Annotated in this window: 14 protein-coding genes; 5 read left to right on the top strand and 9 right to left on the bottom strand. The window is 63.6% G+C overall.

Annotated features, from left to right (window positions below; all coding sequences use genetic code 11):
• Nucleotides 1–2: 2 nt before the first annotated feature.
• Genes gatC through M3B90_RS03035 form a run of 3 tightly spaced genes read right to left on the bottom strand, consistent with a single transcriptional unit; the run spans nt 3 to nt 3,584 of the window.
• A complete protein-coding gene (gene gatC, locus M3B90_RS03045) occupies nt 3–299 on the bottom strand; it encodes an Asp-tRNA(Asn)/Glu-tRNA(Gln) amidotransferase subunit GatC (protein WP_034374975.1) in 297 nt (98 codons plus the stop codon).
• Nucleotides 300–316: 17 nt separating this feature from the next.
• Nucleotides 317–2,731, bottom strand: coding sequence for an NAD-dependent DNA ligase LigA (gene ligA / locus M3B90_RS03040; protein WP_396122439.1), 2,415 nt, complete (start codon nt 2,729–2,731; stop codon nt 317–319).
• A 4-nt stretch (nt 2,732–2,735) separates the two neighbouring features.
• The gene (locus M3B90_RS03035) at nt 2,736–3,584 is read right to left on the bottom strand and encodes a hypothetical protein (RefSeq protein ID WP_259888580.1); all 849 of its coding nucleotides are present in this window, start codon (nt 3,582–3,584) and stop codon (nt 2,736–2,738) included.
• Nucleotides 3,585–3,742: 158 nt separating this feature from the next.
• On the opposite strand from M3B90_RS03035, the gene M3B90_RS03030 reads away from it, so the two are divergent.
• The 5 genes from M3B90_RS03030 to M3B90_RS03010 are packed head-to-tail and all read left to right on the top strand — an operon-like array spanning nt 3,743 to nt 7,782.
• Nucleotides 3,743–4,459 carry a DUF4129 domain-containing protein gene (locus tag M3B90_RS03030; RefSeq protein ID WP_259888579.1) on the top strand — a complete coding sequence of 239 codons (717 nt, stop codon included), beginning with the start codon at nt 3,743–3,745 and terminating at the stop codon, nt 4,457–4,459.
• Entirely contained in the window at nt 4,456–5,010 is a 555-nt protein-coding gene (locus tag M3B90_RS03025) for a hypothetical protein (RefSeq protein WP_259888578.1), read from the top strand. Before M3B90_RS03030 ends, M3B90_RS03025 begins: the two co-directional genes overlap by 4 nt.
• Nucleotides 5,007–5,972 carry a MoxR family ATPase gene (locus M3B90_RS03020; RefSeq protein WP_259888577.1) on the top strand — a complete coding sequence of 322 codons (966 nt, stop codon included), beginning with the start codon at nt 5,007–5,009 and terminating at the stop codon, nt 5,970–5,972. Before M3B90_RS03025 ends, M3B90_RS03020 begins: the two co-directional genes overlap by 4 nt.
• Nucleotides 5,973–5,974: 2 nt before the next feature.
• Nucleotides 5,975–7,204, top strand: coding sequence for a DUF58 domain-containing protein (locus M3B90_RS03015; RefSeq protein WP_259888576.1), 1,230 nt, complete (start codon nt 5,975–5,977; stop codon nt 7,202–7,204).
• Entirely contained in the window at nt 7,201–7,782 is a 582-nt protein-coding gene (locus M3B90_RS03010; RefSeq protein ID WP_259888575.1) for a hypothetical protein, read from the top strand. Before M3B90_RS03015 ends, M3B90_RS03010 begins: the two co-directional genes overlap by 4 nt.
• Before the next feature lie 27 nt (nt 7,783–7,809).
• Here M3B90_RS03010 and M3B90_RS03005 read toward each other — a convergent pair whose 3' ends face one another.
• The 6 genes from M3B90_RS03005 to M3B90_RS02980 all read right to left on the bottom strand — a co-directional run bounded on the left by M3B90_RS03005 (nt 7,810) and on the right by M3B90_RS02980 (nt 14,108).
• The gene (locus M3B90_RS03005; protein ID WP_259888574.1) at nt 7,810–8,898 is read right to left on the bottom strand and encodes a hypothetical protein; all 1,089 of its coding nucleotides are present in this window, start codon (nt 8,896–8,898) and stop codon (nt 7,810–7,812) included.
• Nucleotides 8,895–9,998, bottom strand: coding sequence for a tRNA 2-thiouridine(34) synthase MnmA (gene mnmA, locus M3B90_RS03000; protein ID WP_259888573.1), 1,104 nt, complete (start codon nt 9,996–9,998; stop codon nt 8,895–8,897). Before mnmA ends, M3B90_RS03005 begins: the two co-directional genes overlap by 4 nt.
• A gap of 84 nt (nt 9,999–10,082) precedes the next feature.
• Nucleotides 10,083–11,228 carry a cysteine desulfurase family protein gene (locus M3B90_RS02995; RefSeq protein ID WP_259888572.1) on the bottom strand — a complete coding sequence of 382 codons (1,146 nt, stop codon included), beginning with the start codon at nt 11,226–11,228 and terminating at the stop codon, nt 10,083–10,085.
• Nucleotides 11,222–12,103 carry a hypothetical protein gene (locus tag M3B90_RS02990; protein WP_259888571.1) on the bottom strand — a complete coding sequence of 294 codons (882 nt, stop codon included), beginning with the start codon at nt 12,101–12,103 and terminating at the stop codon, nt 11,222–11,224. The genes M3B90_RS02995 and M3B90_RS02990 overlap by 7 nt, the downstream gene beginning before the upstream one ends.
• Nucleotides 12,104–12,105: 2 nt before the next feature.
• Nucleotides 12,106–13,110, bottom strand: coding sequence for a VWA domain-containing protein (locus M3B90_RS02985; RefSeq protein WP_259888570.1), 1,005 nt, complete (start codon nt 13,108–13,110; stop codon nt 12,106–12,108).
• The gene (locus M3B90_RS02980; RefSeq protein ID WP_259888569.1) at nt 13,107–14,108 is read right to left on the bottom strand and encodes a VWA domain-containing protein; all 1,002 of its coding nucleotides are present in this window, start codon (nt 14,106–14,108) and stop codon (nt 13,107–13,109) included. The genes M3B90_RS02985 and M3B90_RS02980 overlap by 4 nt, the downstream gene beginning before the upstream one ends.
• Between the last annotated feature and the right edge of the window lie 8 nt (nt 14,109–14,116).

Genomic DNA, 14,116 nt, shown 5'->3' with positions numbered 1-14,116 from the left:
GGTTACTCCTCCCCCAAAATCTGCGGAACAACGAAGCGACCATCGGCGGCCTCGGGCGCACCGGAAAGGGCCTCTTCCTGCGTGAGGGTTTCCGTGACCTCGTCCTTACGGAACACGTTGGTCATGGGAATCGGGTGGCTGGTGGCCGGGACGTCATCACTCGCCACTTCGCTCACGGACGCAACGGCGTCCAAGATGGCGTCGAATTCGCCCGCAAAGCGAGCGATCTCGTCGTCGGTGAGCTCAATGCGAGCGAGGGACGCCAGGCGTGCGACTTCTTCAGAACTCATTGCTGGCATGGCATCCATTCTAGGCGCTACGCCAGGGCGCTTTCTCCACCCTCGAGGAGCGCTGTGAAACCTTCCTCATCGAGGATCGTGATCCCAAGCCCCTCTGCTTTGGTCGCTTTCGAGCCCGCGTTCTCGCCCACGACCACGTAGTTCGTCTTCTTCGAGACGCTGCCTGAAGCTTTGCCGCCGCGCTGAAGAATGGCCTCTTTCGCCCCATCACGGGTGTAGCCTTCGAGCGAACCGGTCACGACGACAGTGAGGCCTTCGAGGGTTTTCTCGACCCCGCTCGCGGACTCGTCCTCCATCACGACACCAGAGCGTTTCCACGCCTCGACGAGCGCGGCGTGCCACTCTTCCTCGAAGAAAGCCTTGACGCTTCTCGCGATCGTCTCTCCCACGCCATCGGTTTCGGAAAGCTCTTCTACGCTCGCGTTCGCGATCGCGTCGATGGAACGCCAGGCCGTCGCGAGGGCGCGGGCAGCCGTCGGACCCACGTGGCGAATAGATAGGGCCACGAGCACGCGCCAAAGCCCCGCTGACTTTGCCTTCTCAAGCTCACCCATGAGCACTTCGGTCGTTTTTCCGACGGTTGCTGGCCTGACAAGTCTCCAAGACTTCGTGGACTTGTAGTAGCGCCACTGTGGGCGGTTCCAAAAGGCACTCACGGTGCGCCAGTCGCCCGTCTCTTCGCCGTCGCGGCGCACACTCTGGTAGACCGTGACATGGCGCAGATCCTCGGGTGTGAGGTCGAAAAGGTTCTCCCCCGTGCGCACGACGCCCTCGCTCGGCGCGGGGATGCGCGGGTCTTCGGGGTCGGTGATGCAGAGCATGGGTACGCCATCAATGTCATCCGTCGCGACCCCGTTTTTGAGCGTCACGAACGCGTCGCTCGTGAAGTCTTCTTCGGTGAGCACGGGGAGATAGAGCGCGTGACCGGCCTTGAGAGACGCGAGGGCTTCGGCGCGGCGCTTATCGGGGTCGGTGAGTGCGATCGCCGATTCGTCGCCGAGAGCCTCGATATCGAAAGCTCCGCGGCTCGCGGCGTGGGCGATGCGGCCCGTGACCTGGGAGGGGCAGTCCTTCTGGTTGGGGCAGCGCCAGTCCTTGTCACCCCCTTTTTCGGGGCGAATTTCTGCGCCGCAGCTCGGGCAGTTTTTTGGCATGACGAACGGTTTTTCGCTTCCGTCGCGGAGCTTCTCAACCGGGCCAAGAATCTCGGGGATCACGTCGCCAGCCTTGCGAAGGATGATCGTGTCGCCGATGAGGACACCTTTGCGTTCAACGTCGAATTGGTTGTGGAGGGTCGCGCGCGCGACGGTCGAGCCCGCGACTTTGACGGGCTCCATGACGCCGAACGGGGTAACCCGCCCCGTGCGCCCAACGTCTACCTGAATATCGAGGAGCTTCGTCGTGACCTCTTCGGGCGGGTACTTGTAGGCGATAGCCCAGCGCGGTGCGCGCGACGTCGCACCGAGCGCACGCTGGTGGGCGAAGTCGTTGATCTTGATGACGATGCCGTCGATATCGTGCTCGAAATCGTGGCGTTTTTCGCCCGCAGCCTCAATGTACTCCGTCACCGCGGCAAGCGAATCAAGAACTTTGAAGTGCGGTGAGGTGGGAAGTCCCCACGAAGCGAGCAATTCGTACACCTCGCTCTGGCTCTCGGGGTATCCGACGGCACCTTCGTGCGCGCCGATCCCGTGGACGTACACCTCGAGTGCGCGAGAAGCCGTGATCGAGGAATCCTTTTGGCGAAGGGAGCCCGCAGCGGTGTTGCGGGGATTGGCGAACTCGCGAAGGCCGGCTTCGCGGCGCTCCTCGTTGAGTTTCTCGAACTCGTCGATCGGGAAGAACACTTCACCGCGCACCTCGAGCAGCGCCGGCGGCGTGTCGGTCGTGAGCGTATGGGGAACGTTGCGGATCGTCTTCACGTTTGCCGTGACGTCCTCGCCCACGCGACCGTCACCGCGCGTGACGCCGCGCACGAGTGCGCCGTCTTCGTACACGAGGGAGATTGCGAGACCGTCGATCTTCAGTTCGGTGAGGAACTGGGGCGCGCCGGGCGCTTCCGCCTCACAGCGCCTCGCCCACTCGTGGATCTCCTCAATGCTGAAGGCATTGTCGAGGCTCATCATGCGCTCGATGTGAGGCACGGAGGCGAAGCCCTGCGCAACTGCCCCGCCTACGGTTTGCGTGGGCGATTCTTCGCTCGCAAATTCGGGGAACTCCTCCTCGAGGTTTGTGAGCTCGCGTTCGAGGGCATCGTATTCGCCGTCGGCCATGATCGGCGCATCGTTTTCGTAGTATTCGACGCGCGCCTCCGCGAGGCGTTCGCGCAGGTCAAGAATGCGCCCCTCGGCCTCGAGGGCGGTCATCTCTGCGGGATCGGCACCTACGGCGATGTCTGGGGCGGTCGTGCTCGGTGTCTGCTCGGTACTCACTCACTCAGTCTACGGTCCGCTCCGCTTCACCTTCCTGCTCGCGCTCCGCTTTTCGCCACAGGAAGAACGAGGAGAGCGCACCCACCGCAACGATGGCGAGCCACAGCGTGAGCGCACCGATGCCAAAGGCGCTCTTTGTCTCCCCGCTCATGCTCAAGAAAAACACGATGCCAGCGAGCGCCACGAGTGCAAGCTGGAAATAAAGCTTGCGCCTTGCGGCCGTCGCGCGGTCTTTCGGGAGGTTACGCGCGTAGCGCACGGGATCGCCGCATTCCTCCCCCACGCTCCGGTGTGCAGCCTCGGCGCGCGCGTACGCGTCGTTCGCGAGCTCCTCGATGTGCTTTTCTGTGAGGTCGCCGCGTACGCGTGCGGCGCGAATGAATTCTTCGCGCCAGTCGCCCCGGTTCTCGCCCGGGCCGAAGAGCCGCTGCTCTTGCTTCTTTGGCGCGGGCCAGATGGCGAGAGTGGCCCACGCGAGAGCGCCGTACACGGGTACGCCGATGAGGTAGACAAACGGCGAAAGGGAATACCGCTGGCTAGTCGAGAGCTCAAAGATTTTCGCACCCACAAGTGCGAGGACAAGGATGCTCGCGGCGACAACGACGCACATCCATGCAAACGGCAAACGCCCGCACGTCGCGTCATACACCGCACCGGCAACCGCGATGAAGATTCCGAGCATAAGCGGGGCGATGAGTCCACCAAGCGAGATGTCGGCACTCAAGCCATCGCTGAGAAGCCACACGATCGTGAAGAGTACGGATAGTCCCGCAGCCACCGTGAAGGCGAAGGCAACCGTGAGGCGCGCCGTCATGGGCGCGTCGTCGTCGAGAGCCCAGCCACTGTGGTTCATCGCCTCTCCTCGCGTGTCTCGCTCACGTGCGTTCCCTTCAAATATTTCACACGATCACCGGCGCGAGCATCCCATTCAGGGCTCCGGTATAGGATTCCGGGACGTATATTGCTGCGCCGTGGACGCACCGAAGAGCGCGGGCTGGAGGGAAAATCTCGATGAAGACTAAGCGCCTCCTTCCCGCCCTGATTGCACTCGCCTGTGCGCTGCTCTTTGGGTGTGCTGCAGCCGCGCACATGCCCCCTCTCGTGGAGATCGGCGGCAGTCCCACCCCTTTCGACGTTTTCCCCCGGGAAAGTGAGACGAGCGAAAAAGCGCACGTCAACACCGAAATTTCGGGAACGTTTGAGCAGTATCAACCCAGTGAGGATAATCCGTTCGGGCCCGCCCTCGAAGTTCTCGTGTGGACTCTGCTCGCGATCGCGGGCCTATTCCTCCTCGTCCTCCTCATACGCGTGGGCCTTCGCGCGTGGCGCTCGAAGCGGGCGCTCGCGAAGGAAACTGACATCGACGAGACGCCGCTTGAGGTCGAACCCTCCGCCGTCGCTGCTTCACTCGAGGATGCCGCGACGGCGCTCGAGCAGCACTTGGACGGCGACAAGCCGATCGTCGCGGCGTGGCTCGCGATCGAGGCACGCCTCACGGCCGAGGGCCACGGCCGCCATTCCTACGAAACGTCGAGCGAGTTCGTGCAGCGCGTCGTGGGATCCGTAGGGCTCGACGATTCCCACCTCGCACGCCTCGCGGAGCTCTATCGCGCCGAGCGTTACTCGAGTGGCGGAACTTCCACCACTGAACTCGACGAAGCGAAGGGCTTACTGCGCCTTTTGAGCGGCGAGCTCGAGGCTTCCCACAGGGGCGGTGCCCCCTCGTGAAACGCCCCGCTCTCACCTTCACCCTGACTGCGGCCGTCACGGTTGCGGTCGTTCTCGTGCTGCACGCCGTCGGCGTGCGCCTCAATCTTGGCTACGCGCTCCTGTTGACGCTCGGGGCCCTCATCGTGCGTGAACTCAGCGCCTCTGGATTCGCGGGAAGCCCCTCCCCCGAGTTTCCGCGCGTGCTGTACCGCGCAACGCCGGAACTCGAGGCAGCGAAGGATCGCCGCGTGCGGCGGATCGAGGACGATCTCTTCCGCACAATTGAGACGAAAAGGCAGGGCCCGCGCCTTCCCGCAACATATCTGAGCGACATCGCCCGCGAACTCGAGACGCTCGCCACCACGCGCGGAGAAGACCTCGCGCTCGCGCAGCAGACGTCGGACCTCATTTCCCTCGCCCATGAAGGCCGTTCCCGAGCCGATGCCCCAGACCCGCGGGGCCGCCAAGCGCGGCTCACTCGCCGCACGCTCGTCGCGGCGCTTCACGACCTCGATCGCGAGTACACGCGACTCACCGCCCCCGCCACCCACGCCAAGGAGAAGCCATGACCGACACCTTCACCCCACGCGAGGCCGCCGCTCTCAGCGCGTGCATCCTCGATGAAACGGAGCGCGCCGTCGTTGGCAAGCGTGAGGCGCTCACGAAGCTCCTCGCCGGCATCCTCGCGGGTGGGCACGTGCTCCTCGAGGACTACCCGGGCCTTGGCAAAACCCTCACGGCCAGGTCCTTTGCCCTCGCCCTCGGCCTCGAGTTCCGGCGCGCCCAGTTCACACCCGACCTTCTGCCAGCCGACCTCACGGGCTCCGAGGTTTTCAACCAGCAAACGAACGAATTCGAGTTTCGGCCAGGCCCGGTGTTCACTGGGCTGCTGCTCGCCGACGAAATCAACCGCACACCACCGAAAACCCAGGCCGCACTCCTCGAAGCGATGCAGGAGCACCAGGTGAGCATCGAAGGCACGACCCACGCTCTCCCGCATCCCTTCCACGTGCTCGCAACCGCGAACCCCGTCGAAACCGAGGGCACCTACCCTCTGCCCGAAGCACAGCTCGACCGCTTCCTCATGCGCCTCACTTTCGGTTATCCAAGCGCGGACGACGAATGGGACGTGATCGCTAGACGCATAGAGCGCCGCGAGGAGAACATCGACGTTGCACGCGTGCTCAAGGCAGGGGAACTCGAGAAGCTCCAGCGCTCGGTTGAAGCTATCCACGTCGGTGAACCCGTGGGCCGCTACGCTGTCGCACTCGTGCGCGAGACTCGCGAGCACAGCGAAACGGCAATGGGGTCCTCACCTCGCGGCTCCCTCGCCCTCATCCAGTGTGCGCGCGCCCTCGCGCTTATCTGCGGCCGCGAGTTCGTGATCCCGGAGGACATCAAGGCGCTTGCCCACGCGTGTCTCGAGCACCGAGTCGTCATCCGGCCCGAGCTGTGGCTTCAGGACATTTCACCGTCAAGCGTGATCGACGCGATCCTCACGCGCGTCGAAGCACCCGAGGCGACTGCCTGAGTATGCACAGAACCCAGGCCTATACGCGCGCGGTGCTCGCCTCGGCGGCATTCGTGCTATACGGCATTCTCGGCTCGCGGCTCGACGCGCTCCTCGTGGGGTGCGCACTGCTCGCGTGGGTCGCGGTTGCGCATGCCCTCCGCCCGCGTAGCGACACACCTGCGACGCTCGAGGCCGCCGAGGCCAAAGTTCACGAGGGCGAGAGCGTCGTGGCAACGGCTCGGGGCGCGCGAGGCACGCTCGTGACCGTGGCAGTACGCATGAAGGACGGACTCGAGTACTCGCCTCGGTGGGCAGTCACGACTGATGGCGAATCCGCGCGCGTGGACGCAAAGCCGCGCGTGTGGGGCACGCACGAATTCGGGCCGTTCACGGTGCAGGAAACGGACGCGCTCGGGGCGTTCCGACGCTACCAGCGCCACGAAGCACGTAAGATTTCCGCTGTTGCCGGCGCGGCCTTGAAACCACGGCCCCTCAATCTCGAGCATGTTCTCGGTGTAAGCGGGCCGCACGCCTCCCGCTCAAAGGGTTCGGGCACGGCCCTCGCCGACATCCGCCGCTATCGCCCGGGCGATCGCCTCAAGGCGATCAATTGGCGTGTGACTTCGCGCCGCGGTGCCCTTCACACGAACGAAACGTTTTCGGAACGCGATACCGACGTTCTCATTGTCGTCGACACGATGGCCGATATCCGCCCCATCGGTGCCGAGCCCGGCGACGGACGTGCGTCCAGCCTCGACATAAGCGTTGAGGCGGCGACTGTGCTCGCGCGCCACTACCTCGCGCTTGGCGACCGCGTTGCGCTCCACGATGCGGGTACCCTCATTGGCTCGATCCCGTTCGGCACGGGAGAGCGTCACATGAGGCGAATCCTCGAAGCACTCTCAGGGGTCTCACGCGACAAGTCTGTGTCGCCTCGTCTGCCCCGAACCCCACCTCTCCGGTCGGGAACGCTCACGATCGCGTGCTCACCGCTTTTGAGTGAGGAATTCATCGGGCAGCTCGGCCTCATGCGCGCACACGGAGCGGATCTCACCATCATCGACACGCTACCCGCCGAGCTCACGGATATTTCGCAGCTCACGGGTGCGCCTTTGCGACGGACTCGCGGGCTTGAGGATCCACACCTGTGGGACGAAGCGTGGGCAATTCGCGGCTTCGAGCGGCGCTTTGTCATCGCCGACCTCGAACGGCGCGGCATTCCCGTGCGCAGCCTCAGGGAGGCGTTGTGATTCGAAACCTCGCCGATCACCTCCTCGACGCGATCGACCTTCTTCGGGTGATATCGCGAACTCAATGGTGCGTGCGCCTCGGGGCGCTCGCTGCTCAGCTCGCTGCAGCGATCCTCGTGGCCTCCGATGCGACGAGCGGCTTCGAGGACCCGCTCACGATGGGGCTTATCCTCCCTTTCATTACGCTTGCCGCCCTCAATCTGTTCCAGTTGCCCCAGCCAGGCTCCGAGGCTGGGCTCTTGACTTTCGCCGCGTGGCTTTTCGCCCTTTGGGCTTCGCCGCCACTCGCGCCGGCCTCGGCCATCGCACTCGCTGCACTGTTGCTCGCTTCGCATTCACTGTGGGCGATCGCCGCGCGCACACCCGCGCACGGGCATGCGAGTAGGCGCGCGATAGCGCGGGTTCTAGGTGCGCTCACGCTCGTGTTTTGCCTTGCCGCAGCGCTCCTGATGCTCGCTCTCATTCCGATGATGTTTATGCGCGCCAGGGCGATTCCGAGCCTCATCATCCTCGTGACGATTCTCGTGGTCCTCGGGGCGCTCTGGTGGCTTCTTTTCCCCCGCAAGGGCGAGGAGTAGCACAGGCGGAATTTGGCCTCGCGTGCGCTAGTCGCTCACGCGCTCTGCGTACCCTGGTGCGGCGTGCATAATTTCGTCCATGTCGCTCGCACGCACGTACGCAGCAGGACCTTGCTCGCGAGCTGGATCGGCGGCCCTGCGTCTCGTCACGGCATAAGCAAGCCCCCGCGCCTCTTTGAGGGAGTACCCAAGTTCGTGCCAAGCACCGAGCACGTGCCGCATGGTTGCTTCGACCGCGCCAGCCGTCGCGAGGAAGCGAACGTCGACGCCCCTTTCACGTGCCTCGCCGAGGGCTTCCCACGCCCCACCCACGGCAGCTAGATCGCGTGAAAGCGGATCGAGGGCAATGCTTCGCACGCCCGCATCGAGTGCTGCGCGTACGATGCCCACGCGCGAGTCCACGGCGAGAGTGACATGCTCACCATCGAGTCCCCGCTCTTGCATCGCGCTCACGCACGCGGCGAAGAGATCCGTGAGCGCGGTGCGACCGATCGCGGGATGAAAACGGTATCCCGAGGCGGTGCGCACGCGCCCCTCCACTGCTTTCAGGGCGCCGCGTTCATCGAGCATGACACGCGGCCTCGCGCCCGAAACCCGCTCCGCGAGCAGCGCGGCTTCGGTGCCGATCCCCTCGGCAATCAACGCGGGTAACTCACGCACGAGTCCCGAGTCGGCAAGTGCGAGTTCACCGGAAGAGGTGAAAACCGAGGAGGCGAGCGAGACGGGCCCAAGGCGAACAAAGCTCAGCGGCCCTTCGTAACCGAAAAAGGCGAGCCTCGCTGCATCAAGGCGCGCGACGGCCGCATCGTGGCTCGCACGCCAGCGCGTGCCCTCTCCCGGCCCGATCCTCCAGCCATAGGGCGCGAGATCGCCCGAAACCGGTAGCATCGCGAGGCTCGCGGGAAGCACGTGATCGAAGGGTCCCGCGCCGCCGAGCGCGAGCGACGGTTCCGCTTCAATTCCCGCTTCGAGACTCGAGCCGAGAAGGGAACGCATGTGCTCGAAGCGCCCGAGGAATGGCCCAGCTTCGAGGTCAGATGTGGTCTCGTTGAGTGCGAGGGTGCCGTCGGAAAAAACCGTGAGGAGCGGGGCGGTCGCTCCCTCCCGTGTACTCATGCGCGCGAGTCGAGGGTTGCCGAAGCGAGCACGCGGTCACCCGAGTAGAGCACGAGGGTCTGGCCCGGGGCGACGCCTCGGATCGGCCTCGAGAGTTCGACCGTGAGGCTCGCGATGCCGCTCTCGTTATCGCCTCCGGACTCAACACTCATGATGACGCCCGGGATTGCCTCGCCGTGCGCACGAATCTGTGCTTCAACCTCGCGGCCAGAATCAAGATCCTCGAACGGCACGACCTCGCTTGCGACGAGGGTGCGCGTCGAAAGCAGCTCCGCCGCGCCGACTACGACCTGGCGGGTTTCGGGCTTCACGTCGAGCACGTAGCGCGGCTTGCCGTCAGGTGCCGGGCGGCCCAGGTTGAGGCCCTTGCGCTGGCCAACCGTGAAGCCATAGGTGCCCGAATGTTCACCAAGCACGCGGCCATCGGCGTCGATGATATCGCCGGGCTGCGCGCCGAGTTCTCGCTCGAGAAAGCCACGCGTGTCGCCATCGGGAATGAAGCAAATGTCGTAGCTATCGGGTTTGTGGCCCACGCCGAGCCCTCGCCGATCCGCCTCCGCGCGTACCTCGGCCTTATCGGCGAAACTGCCGAGCGGAAACACCGACCGCGCAAGGCCCTCGGGCCCCATCACGGCAAGCACGTAGCTCTGATCCTTCTGCATATTGGCGCTTCTATGGAGCGAGCGCGCCCCACCGGGCCCCTCGTTTCGCACCGAAGCGTAGTGCCCCGTGCATACCGCATCGAAGCCAAGAAGGCGCGCGCGGTCCATGAGCGCAGCGAACTTAATGCGCTCATTGCACCTCACACACGGGTTCGGGGTACGACCTCGCGAATACTCCTCGAGGAAATCCTCGACGACGAGGTCGTGAAAGTCGTTCGAAAGGTCCCACACGTAGTAGGGGATCCCGATGTGATCGGCCGCGCGGCGCGCATCCGAGGCATCCTCAACCGTGCAGCAGCCGCGCGAACCGTTGCGGGTCTGCTCACGGTTCTTTGAGAGCGCCATGTGGACGCCCACGACGTCGTGCCCCTGCTCAACGGCGAGCGCCGCGGCCACGGCCGAATCGACGCCGCCACTCATCGCGGCAAGAACCTTCACCTCGCACCTTCCATTCGAGAATTTCGAAAACGCTCTCCACTGTACAAAGCGAAGTCCACACGCACACATGCTGCGCGGGGCATCTCACGAAAGTTTTCCACCATTCGAGGCAACCGCACGTGCTTTCTCGAGCACACCGGGGAGAACCCGCACGAGAGCCTCGACATCCGACCTCGTGCTCGTCCAGCCGAGCGAGAAGCGGATCGCGCCCCGCATGAGCACATCGGAATATCCCATCGCACTCAGCACATGCGAGGCTTGCGTGACGCCCGCGTGGCACGCCGACCCCGCTGAACAGTCGATCCCCTCTTGATCGAGGAGGAACAAGATCGCATCCTGATCCGCACCCTCGAAGCACACGTGAATCACGTGCGGCGACCGCGGCGCATTGTCGGCGGTGAAGAAGGCCCGCGGATCGATCCGGCGAATGTTCTCTCGCAGCAGCTCGGCGAGCTCATCACGCTCTGCCCCGCGCTTCGCGCGCTCTTCGGCGCTTTCGCGCAGCGCGACGGCGAGGGCTGCCGCGTGGGGTGCATCGAGCGTGCCCGAACGAATCCCACGTTGTTGGCCGCCGCCCGCGCCGAAGGCCGAAAGCTTCACGGAAGGATCGGCCACGAGTAGGCCCGCGCCCACGGGGGCGCCGATTTTGTGGCCCGTGATTGAGCAAAGCGGAACCTTCGAGAAGTCGGGCGGCGCCATGTGCGCCATGGCCTGCACGGCATCGGTATGCACGAAGGTGCCGTAGCGCGAGGCCAGTTCCGCAAGTGCGTCGAGGTCCTGTATGACACCCGTTTCGTTGTTGACGAGAGCCGCGCTCACGAGGGTTGCGGCCTCACGTCCGTTGGCGGGCGCGAGAAGTTTTTCGGTTTCCGCGAGATCAAGGCGACCGTCGGAATCCACGGGCGCAAGATCCCCTCCAAGAGCACGCACCGTGTCTACGACCGCGGGATGGTCGGTCGAAAGCCCCACGACGCGCCCGCCGACCCCACGCAGAGCGAGGTTATCCGCCTCTGTGCCCCCCGACGTCATGATGATCCAACTGCGCGGAACACCGAGAACGTCGGCGATTTCGGCCACGGCGTCATCGAAAACTCCGCGCACGCGACGTCCTGAGGCGTGCTGGCTCGAAGGGTTACCGAGAGTCCGGGCGGCGTCAACGTACGCCTCGAGTGCACTCGGACGAACTGCGGTTGTCGCAGCGTGATCGAGATACACGCGACCTTCTACCATGGCTTCGTCACTCCCTCGTTTTCGCCCTTGCCATCTTCATCACCATCGCCATTCGACGGGTCTTCGCCGCCGTTTTGTTTCTTGAGCTCTTCTTGCTTCTTTTGTTCCTCGGGATCCGGCGTTGGGGTTTGCCCATCTTTGCCGTCTCCTTCGGGGTTGGTCTTCTTGGGGTCGTTCTCGGGGTTTTCCTCTTCGTTCTTCCCCTTGCTGTTCGGCCCCTCGCGCTCCTCCTTGCCGGCCTCGCGGTCAGCCTCTTTACGTTCTTTCTCGATCTGCTCGCCCGATTTGCCGGTCGAGCTCTTATCTTCATTTGAATCGGAGGCGCTGCCGCCGTTCTGACATGGAGCAAGGACCTCTTCAGCCGAGTACAGGAGGTCCCCGCGCTCACCTGGGTCCTTGATCCCGCGTGCCTCACCCGTCATCGCAACGGCGAGGTTATTGCGGATTTTGCACTCGGCATGCGGTGGTTTGTTGAGATCCCTCCCGGTCGTCCACTCGCTCAACGCCTTTTCTAGCTCTCCGCGCGCCTCGGGGAACTTGTTTTCGCGCAGGTAGGCGGTTCCCTTCGTGAGGTGCGGGAGGTAGGGCTCGAAGATATTGACCTTTTCCACGGGGGCGAGACGGCCCCTCGCGTCAGCATACTGCTCGTTCGAGTATGCTCCGAGCGCCCACGCCTGCGTAAGTGGCATCGACACAAAGCGCACGATGCCGGCGGCGAGCAGGAGCACAGGAATAGCGATAAGGACAGTGCCCACGATGCGGAGCATGCGGAAGCGCTCTCGATCGATGCCATAGTTGCGCCCTTTGCGTGCCGAGCGGCGCAGGCCGAGACGCTCGCGCCGCGTGAGTTTCTCTTCGTGCTTGTTTTTCGCCACGGCTATCTCCTTCCTGCGCGAGCGACATCCGCGCGGCTGAGGGTTTTGGGCAGGCGGAGCGTCAGGGCCGCGAACTCCCAGATCGCGAGCAGTGTAAAGGCGATCGAGGCAATCCAGTACCAATCGTCGAAGCTCGGCGTTGGTTGCTCCTCGGTCGCGTCGACGAGGGTGAGATCGAGATTCTTCCACGTGCCCTCGAGACCTTCCCCCGGGCGCATGCGGTGCAGGTAGCTCACGCCCATCTGTTGCGCAATGAACTTGAGATTCTTTTCGTCGATCTTTGACAGTCCTTGGCCGCCTGAAGGGTCCTTGATGTAGTGCCCGTCGTTTTTGCCACCAACGGCTTTCATGGGGCCGCCTTTGGTGGTTCCGTAGCCGAGCACTGCGCCACCATCGAGTTTTCCGCCGAGCGCGCCGAACGGCTCGGATTCTTTGTTGTCGGTGTTTTCGCCGTCGCTCAGGAAGTACACGAGCACGTGAGAATCCGGGTCATCCTTTCGAGTCTGGTCCACGAGCTTTTGGAGTGCTCCGCGCGGGCGATCAACGTTAGAACCTCGTGAATAGTCGGTCGTTTCGGTTCGAACCGTGTCGATCCAGGCCTTGACCGCGCCCGCATCGGTCGTGAGTGGAAGCTGCGCCGAAGCGCTCGAGTCGAAGGCAAGGATCGAGAAACGCCCTCCCTTGAGACCATCCATGACCTGCATCATGTCGGCTTTGACGCCGTCGAGGCGTGGCTTCGATCCGTCATAGTCCTCGGCATTCATCGAACCTGTGAGATCCACGACGAAGATGACGTTCGCGTTGAGGCGCTGCGTGCTAATCGCCTCGTCGCCTGTCACGGGACGAATTGCGACAGCGGAGAGCAGGAGCACCATAAGCAAGCGCCGAAGCCAATCGAGGCGCGCGCCCTTGCGAACACAAAGAAGCGCTGTGCACACGACCGCGATCGGCACAAAAATGAGGGCAATCGCCCACCACGGCATGAGGGGGTGGATACCGAGGTTCATCGTTGCCTCCATCCCACGACAATCAGGGCGATCAGCACGATAAGCGAGACGGTAAAGAACAGCGCCGGATGATCGGTGCGGATCACACGCGGAATCGCCCCCATCTCGGCGGCTTGAGCCTTTTGAATCTCCGCGATGATTGAGGGAACAGCCCCCGGGTCACCCGAGGCCCAGAATTTACCGCCCGAGCGCTCAGTCTCCGTCTGGAGTTCTTCCGCGCAGTTCCCAGTGCACGAAGTTGCTCCGGGGTAGAAACTCCACATCGTAATTTTGCGGTCAATGAGGGTATCGACCGCACCGGGAAACTCATAGATCCCCACGCCGCCCGGTTCGTTATCAGTCGCGAGAACCATGAAGCGCGAGCGATCCTCCTCGGCATGATCGAAGAGCTGCCCGCACGAGGCCACACCATCACCAATGAGAGAAGGCGGCATCGACTCGGAATGAGTTCCGCCTACGAAGTCCCAAAATTTCTCGATGTCCTGCTCGCTGTACTGCGCCGTGCCCGCTCGGTGTGCCAGGGGGTTGTATTTAAGAGCATCGATGCCGCGCTTGAGTTCACGGCGGATGAGGCCGTAATCGTTCGTGAGCGGGAAGACCGTGCGAGTGGTCGAGTTGAAAATCGCAAGACCAACACGCTCGCCCTTGAATCCATCGACGAGTTCGAGATACCCCTCGAGGATTTCACGGTCAAAAGGAAGCATCGAACCTGAAACATCAAGGCACAGCACGATGTCGCGGTTCTTGAACGAGGGAGTCTCGACGCGTTCGCTTGCCAGACGGCCCGAAAGAAGGCCGCCCGTGAGCACAAGGCCGCCCGCGAGTGCCACGCTCATAAGGCGCAGCACATGCGACGTGCGCTGGGCTCGGCGCACGCTCGGAAGATGGTCAAGATAACTTGTGTTGCCCACAAACAGTGCACGATTACGCACCACGCGCCGGTTGAGGTACGCGATTGCCCACGCGATGAGTCCCGCAATGAGAAGAAGGCAACTCACCCACCAAA

It is taken from the genome of Dermabacter sp. p3-SID358 (assembly GCF_025147465.1).
Taxonomy (GTDB): domain Bacteria; phylum Actinomycetota; class Actinomycetes; order Actinomycetales; family Dermabacteraceae; genus Dermabacter.
The sequence above is the reverse complement of the archived record's forward strand: the minus strand, read 5'-3'. Positions and strand labels throughout refer to the sequence as shown.

What these genes read in the sequence shown, in the direction of transcription:
- gatC (WP_034374975.1), bottom strand. Translation starts at nt 299, where the DNA reads ATGCCAGCAATGAGTTCTGAAGAAGTCGCACGCCTGGCGTCCCTCGCT.
- M3B90_RS03035 (WP_259888580.1), bottom strand. Translation starts at nt 3,584, where the DNA reads ATGAACCACAGTGGCTGGGCTCTCGACGACGACGCGCCCATGACGGCG.
- M3B90_RS03030 (WP_259888579.1), top strand. Translation starts at nt 3,743, where the DNA reads ATGAAGACTAAGCGCCTCCTTCCCGCCCTGATTGCACTCGCCTGTGCG.
- M3B90_RS03020 (WP_259888577.1), top strand. Translation starts at nt 5,007, where the DNA reads ATGACCGACACCTTCACCCCACGCGAGGCCGCCGCTCTCAGCGCGTGC.
- M3B90_RS03015 (WP_259888576.1), top strand. Translation starts at nt 5,975, where the DNA reads ATGCACAGAACCCAGGCCTATACGCGCGCGGTGCTCGCCTCGGCGGCA.
- M3B90_RS03005 (WP_259888574.1), bottom strand. Translation starts at nt 8,898, where the DNA reads ATGAGTACACGGGAGGGAGCGACCGCCCCGCTCCTCACGGTTTTTTCC.
- M3B90_RS02995 (WP_259888572.1), bottom strand. Translation starts at nt 11,228, where the DNA reads ATGGTAGAAGGTCGCGTGTATCTCGATCACGCTGCGACAACCGCAGTT.
- M3B90_RS02985 (WP_259888570.1), bottom strand. Translation starts at nt 13,110, where the DNA reads ATGAACCTCGGTATCCACCCCCTCATGCCGTGGTGGGCGATTGCCCTC.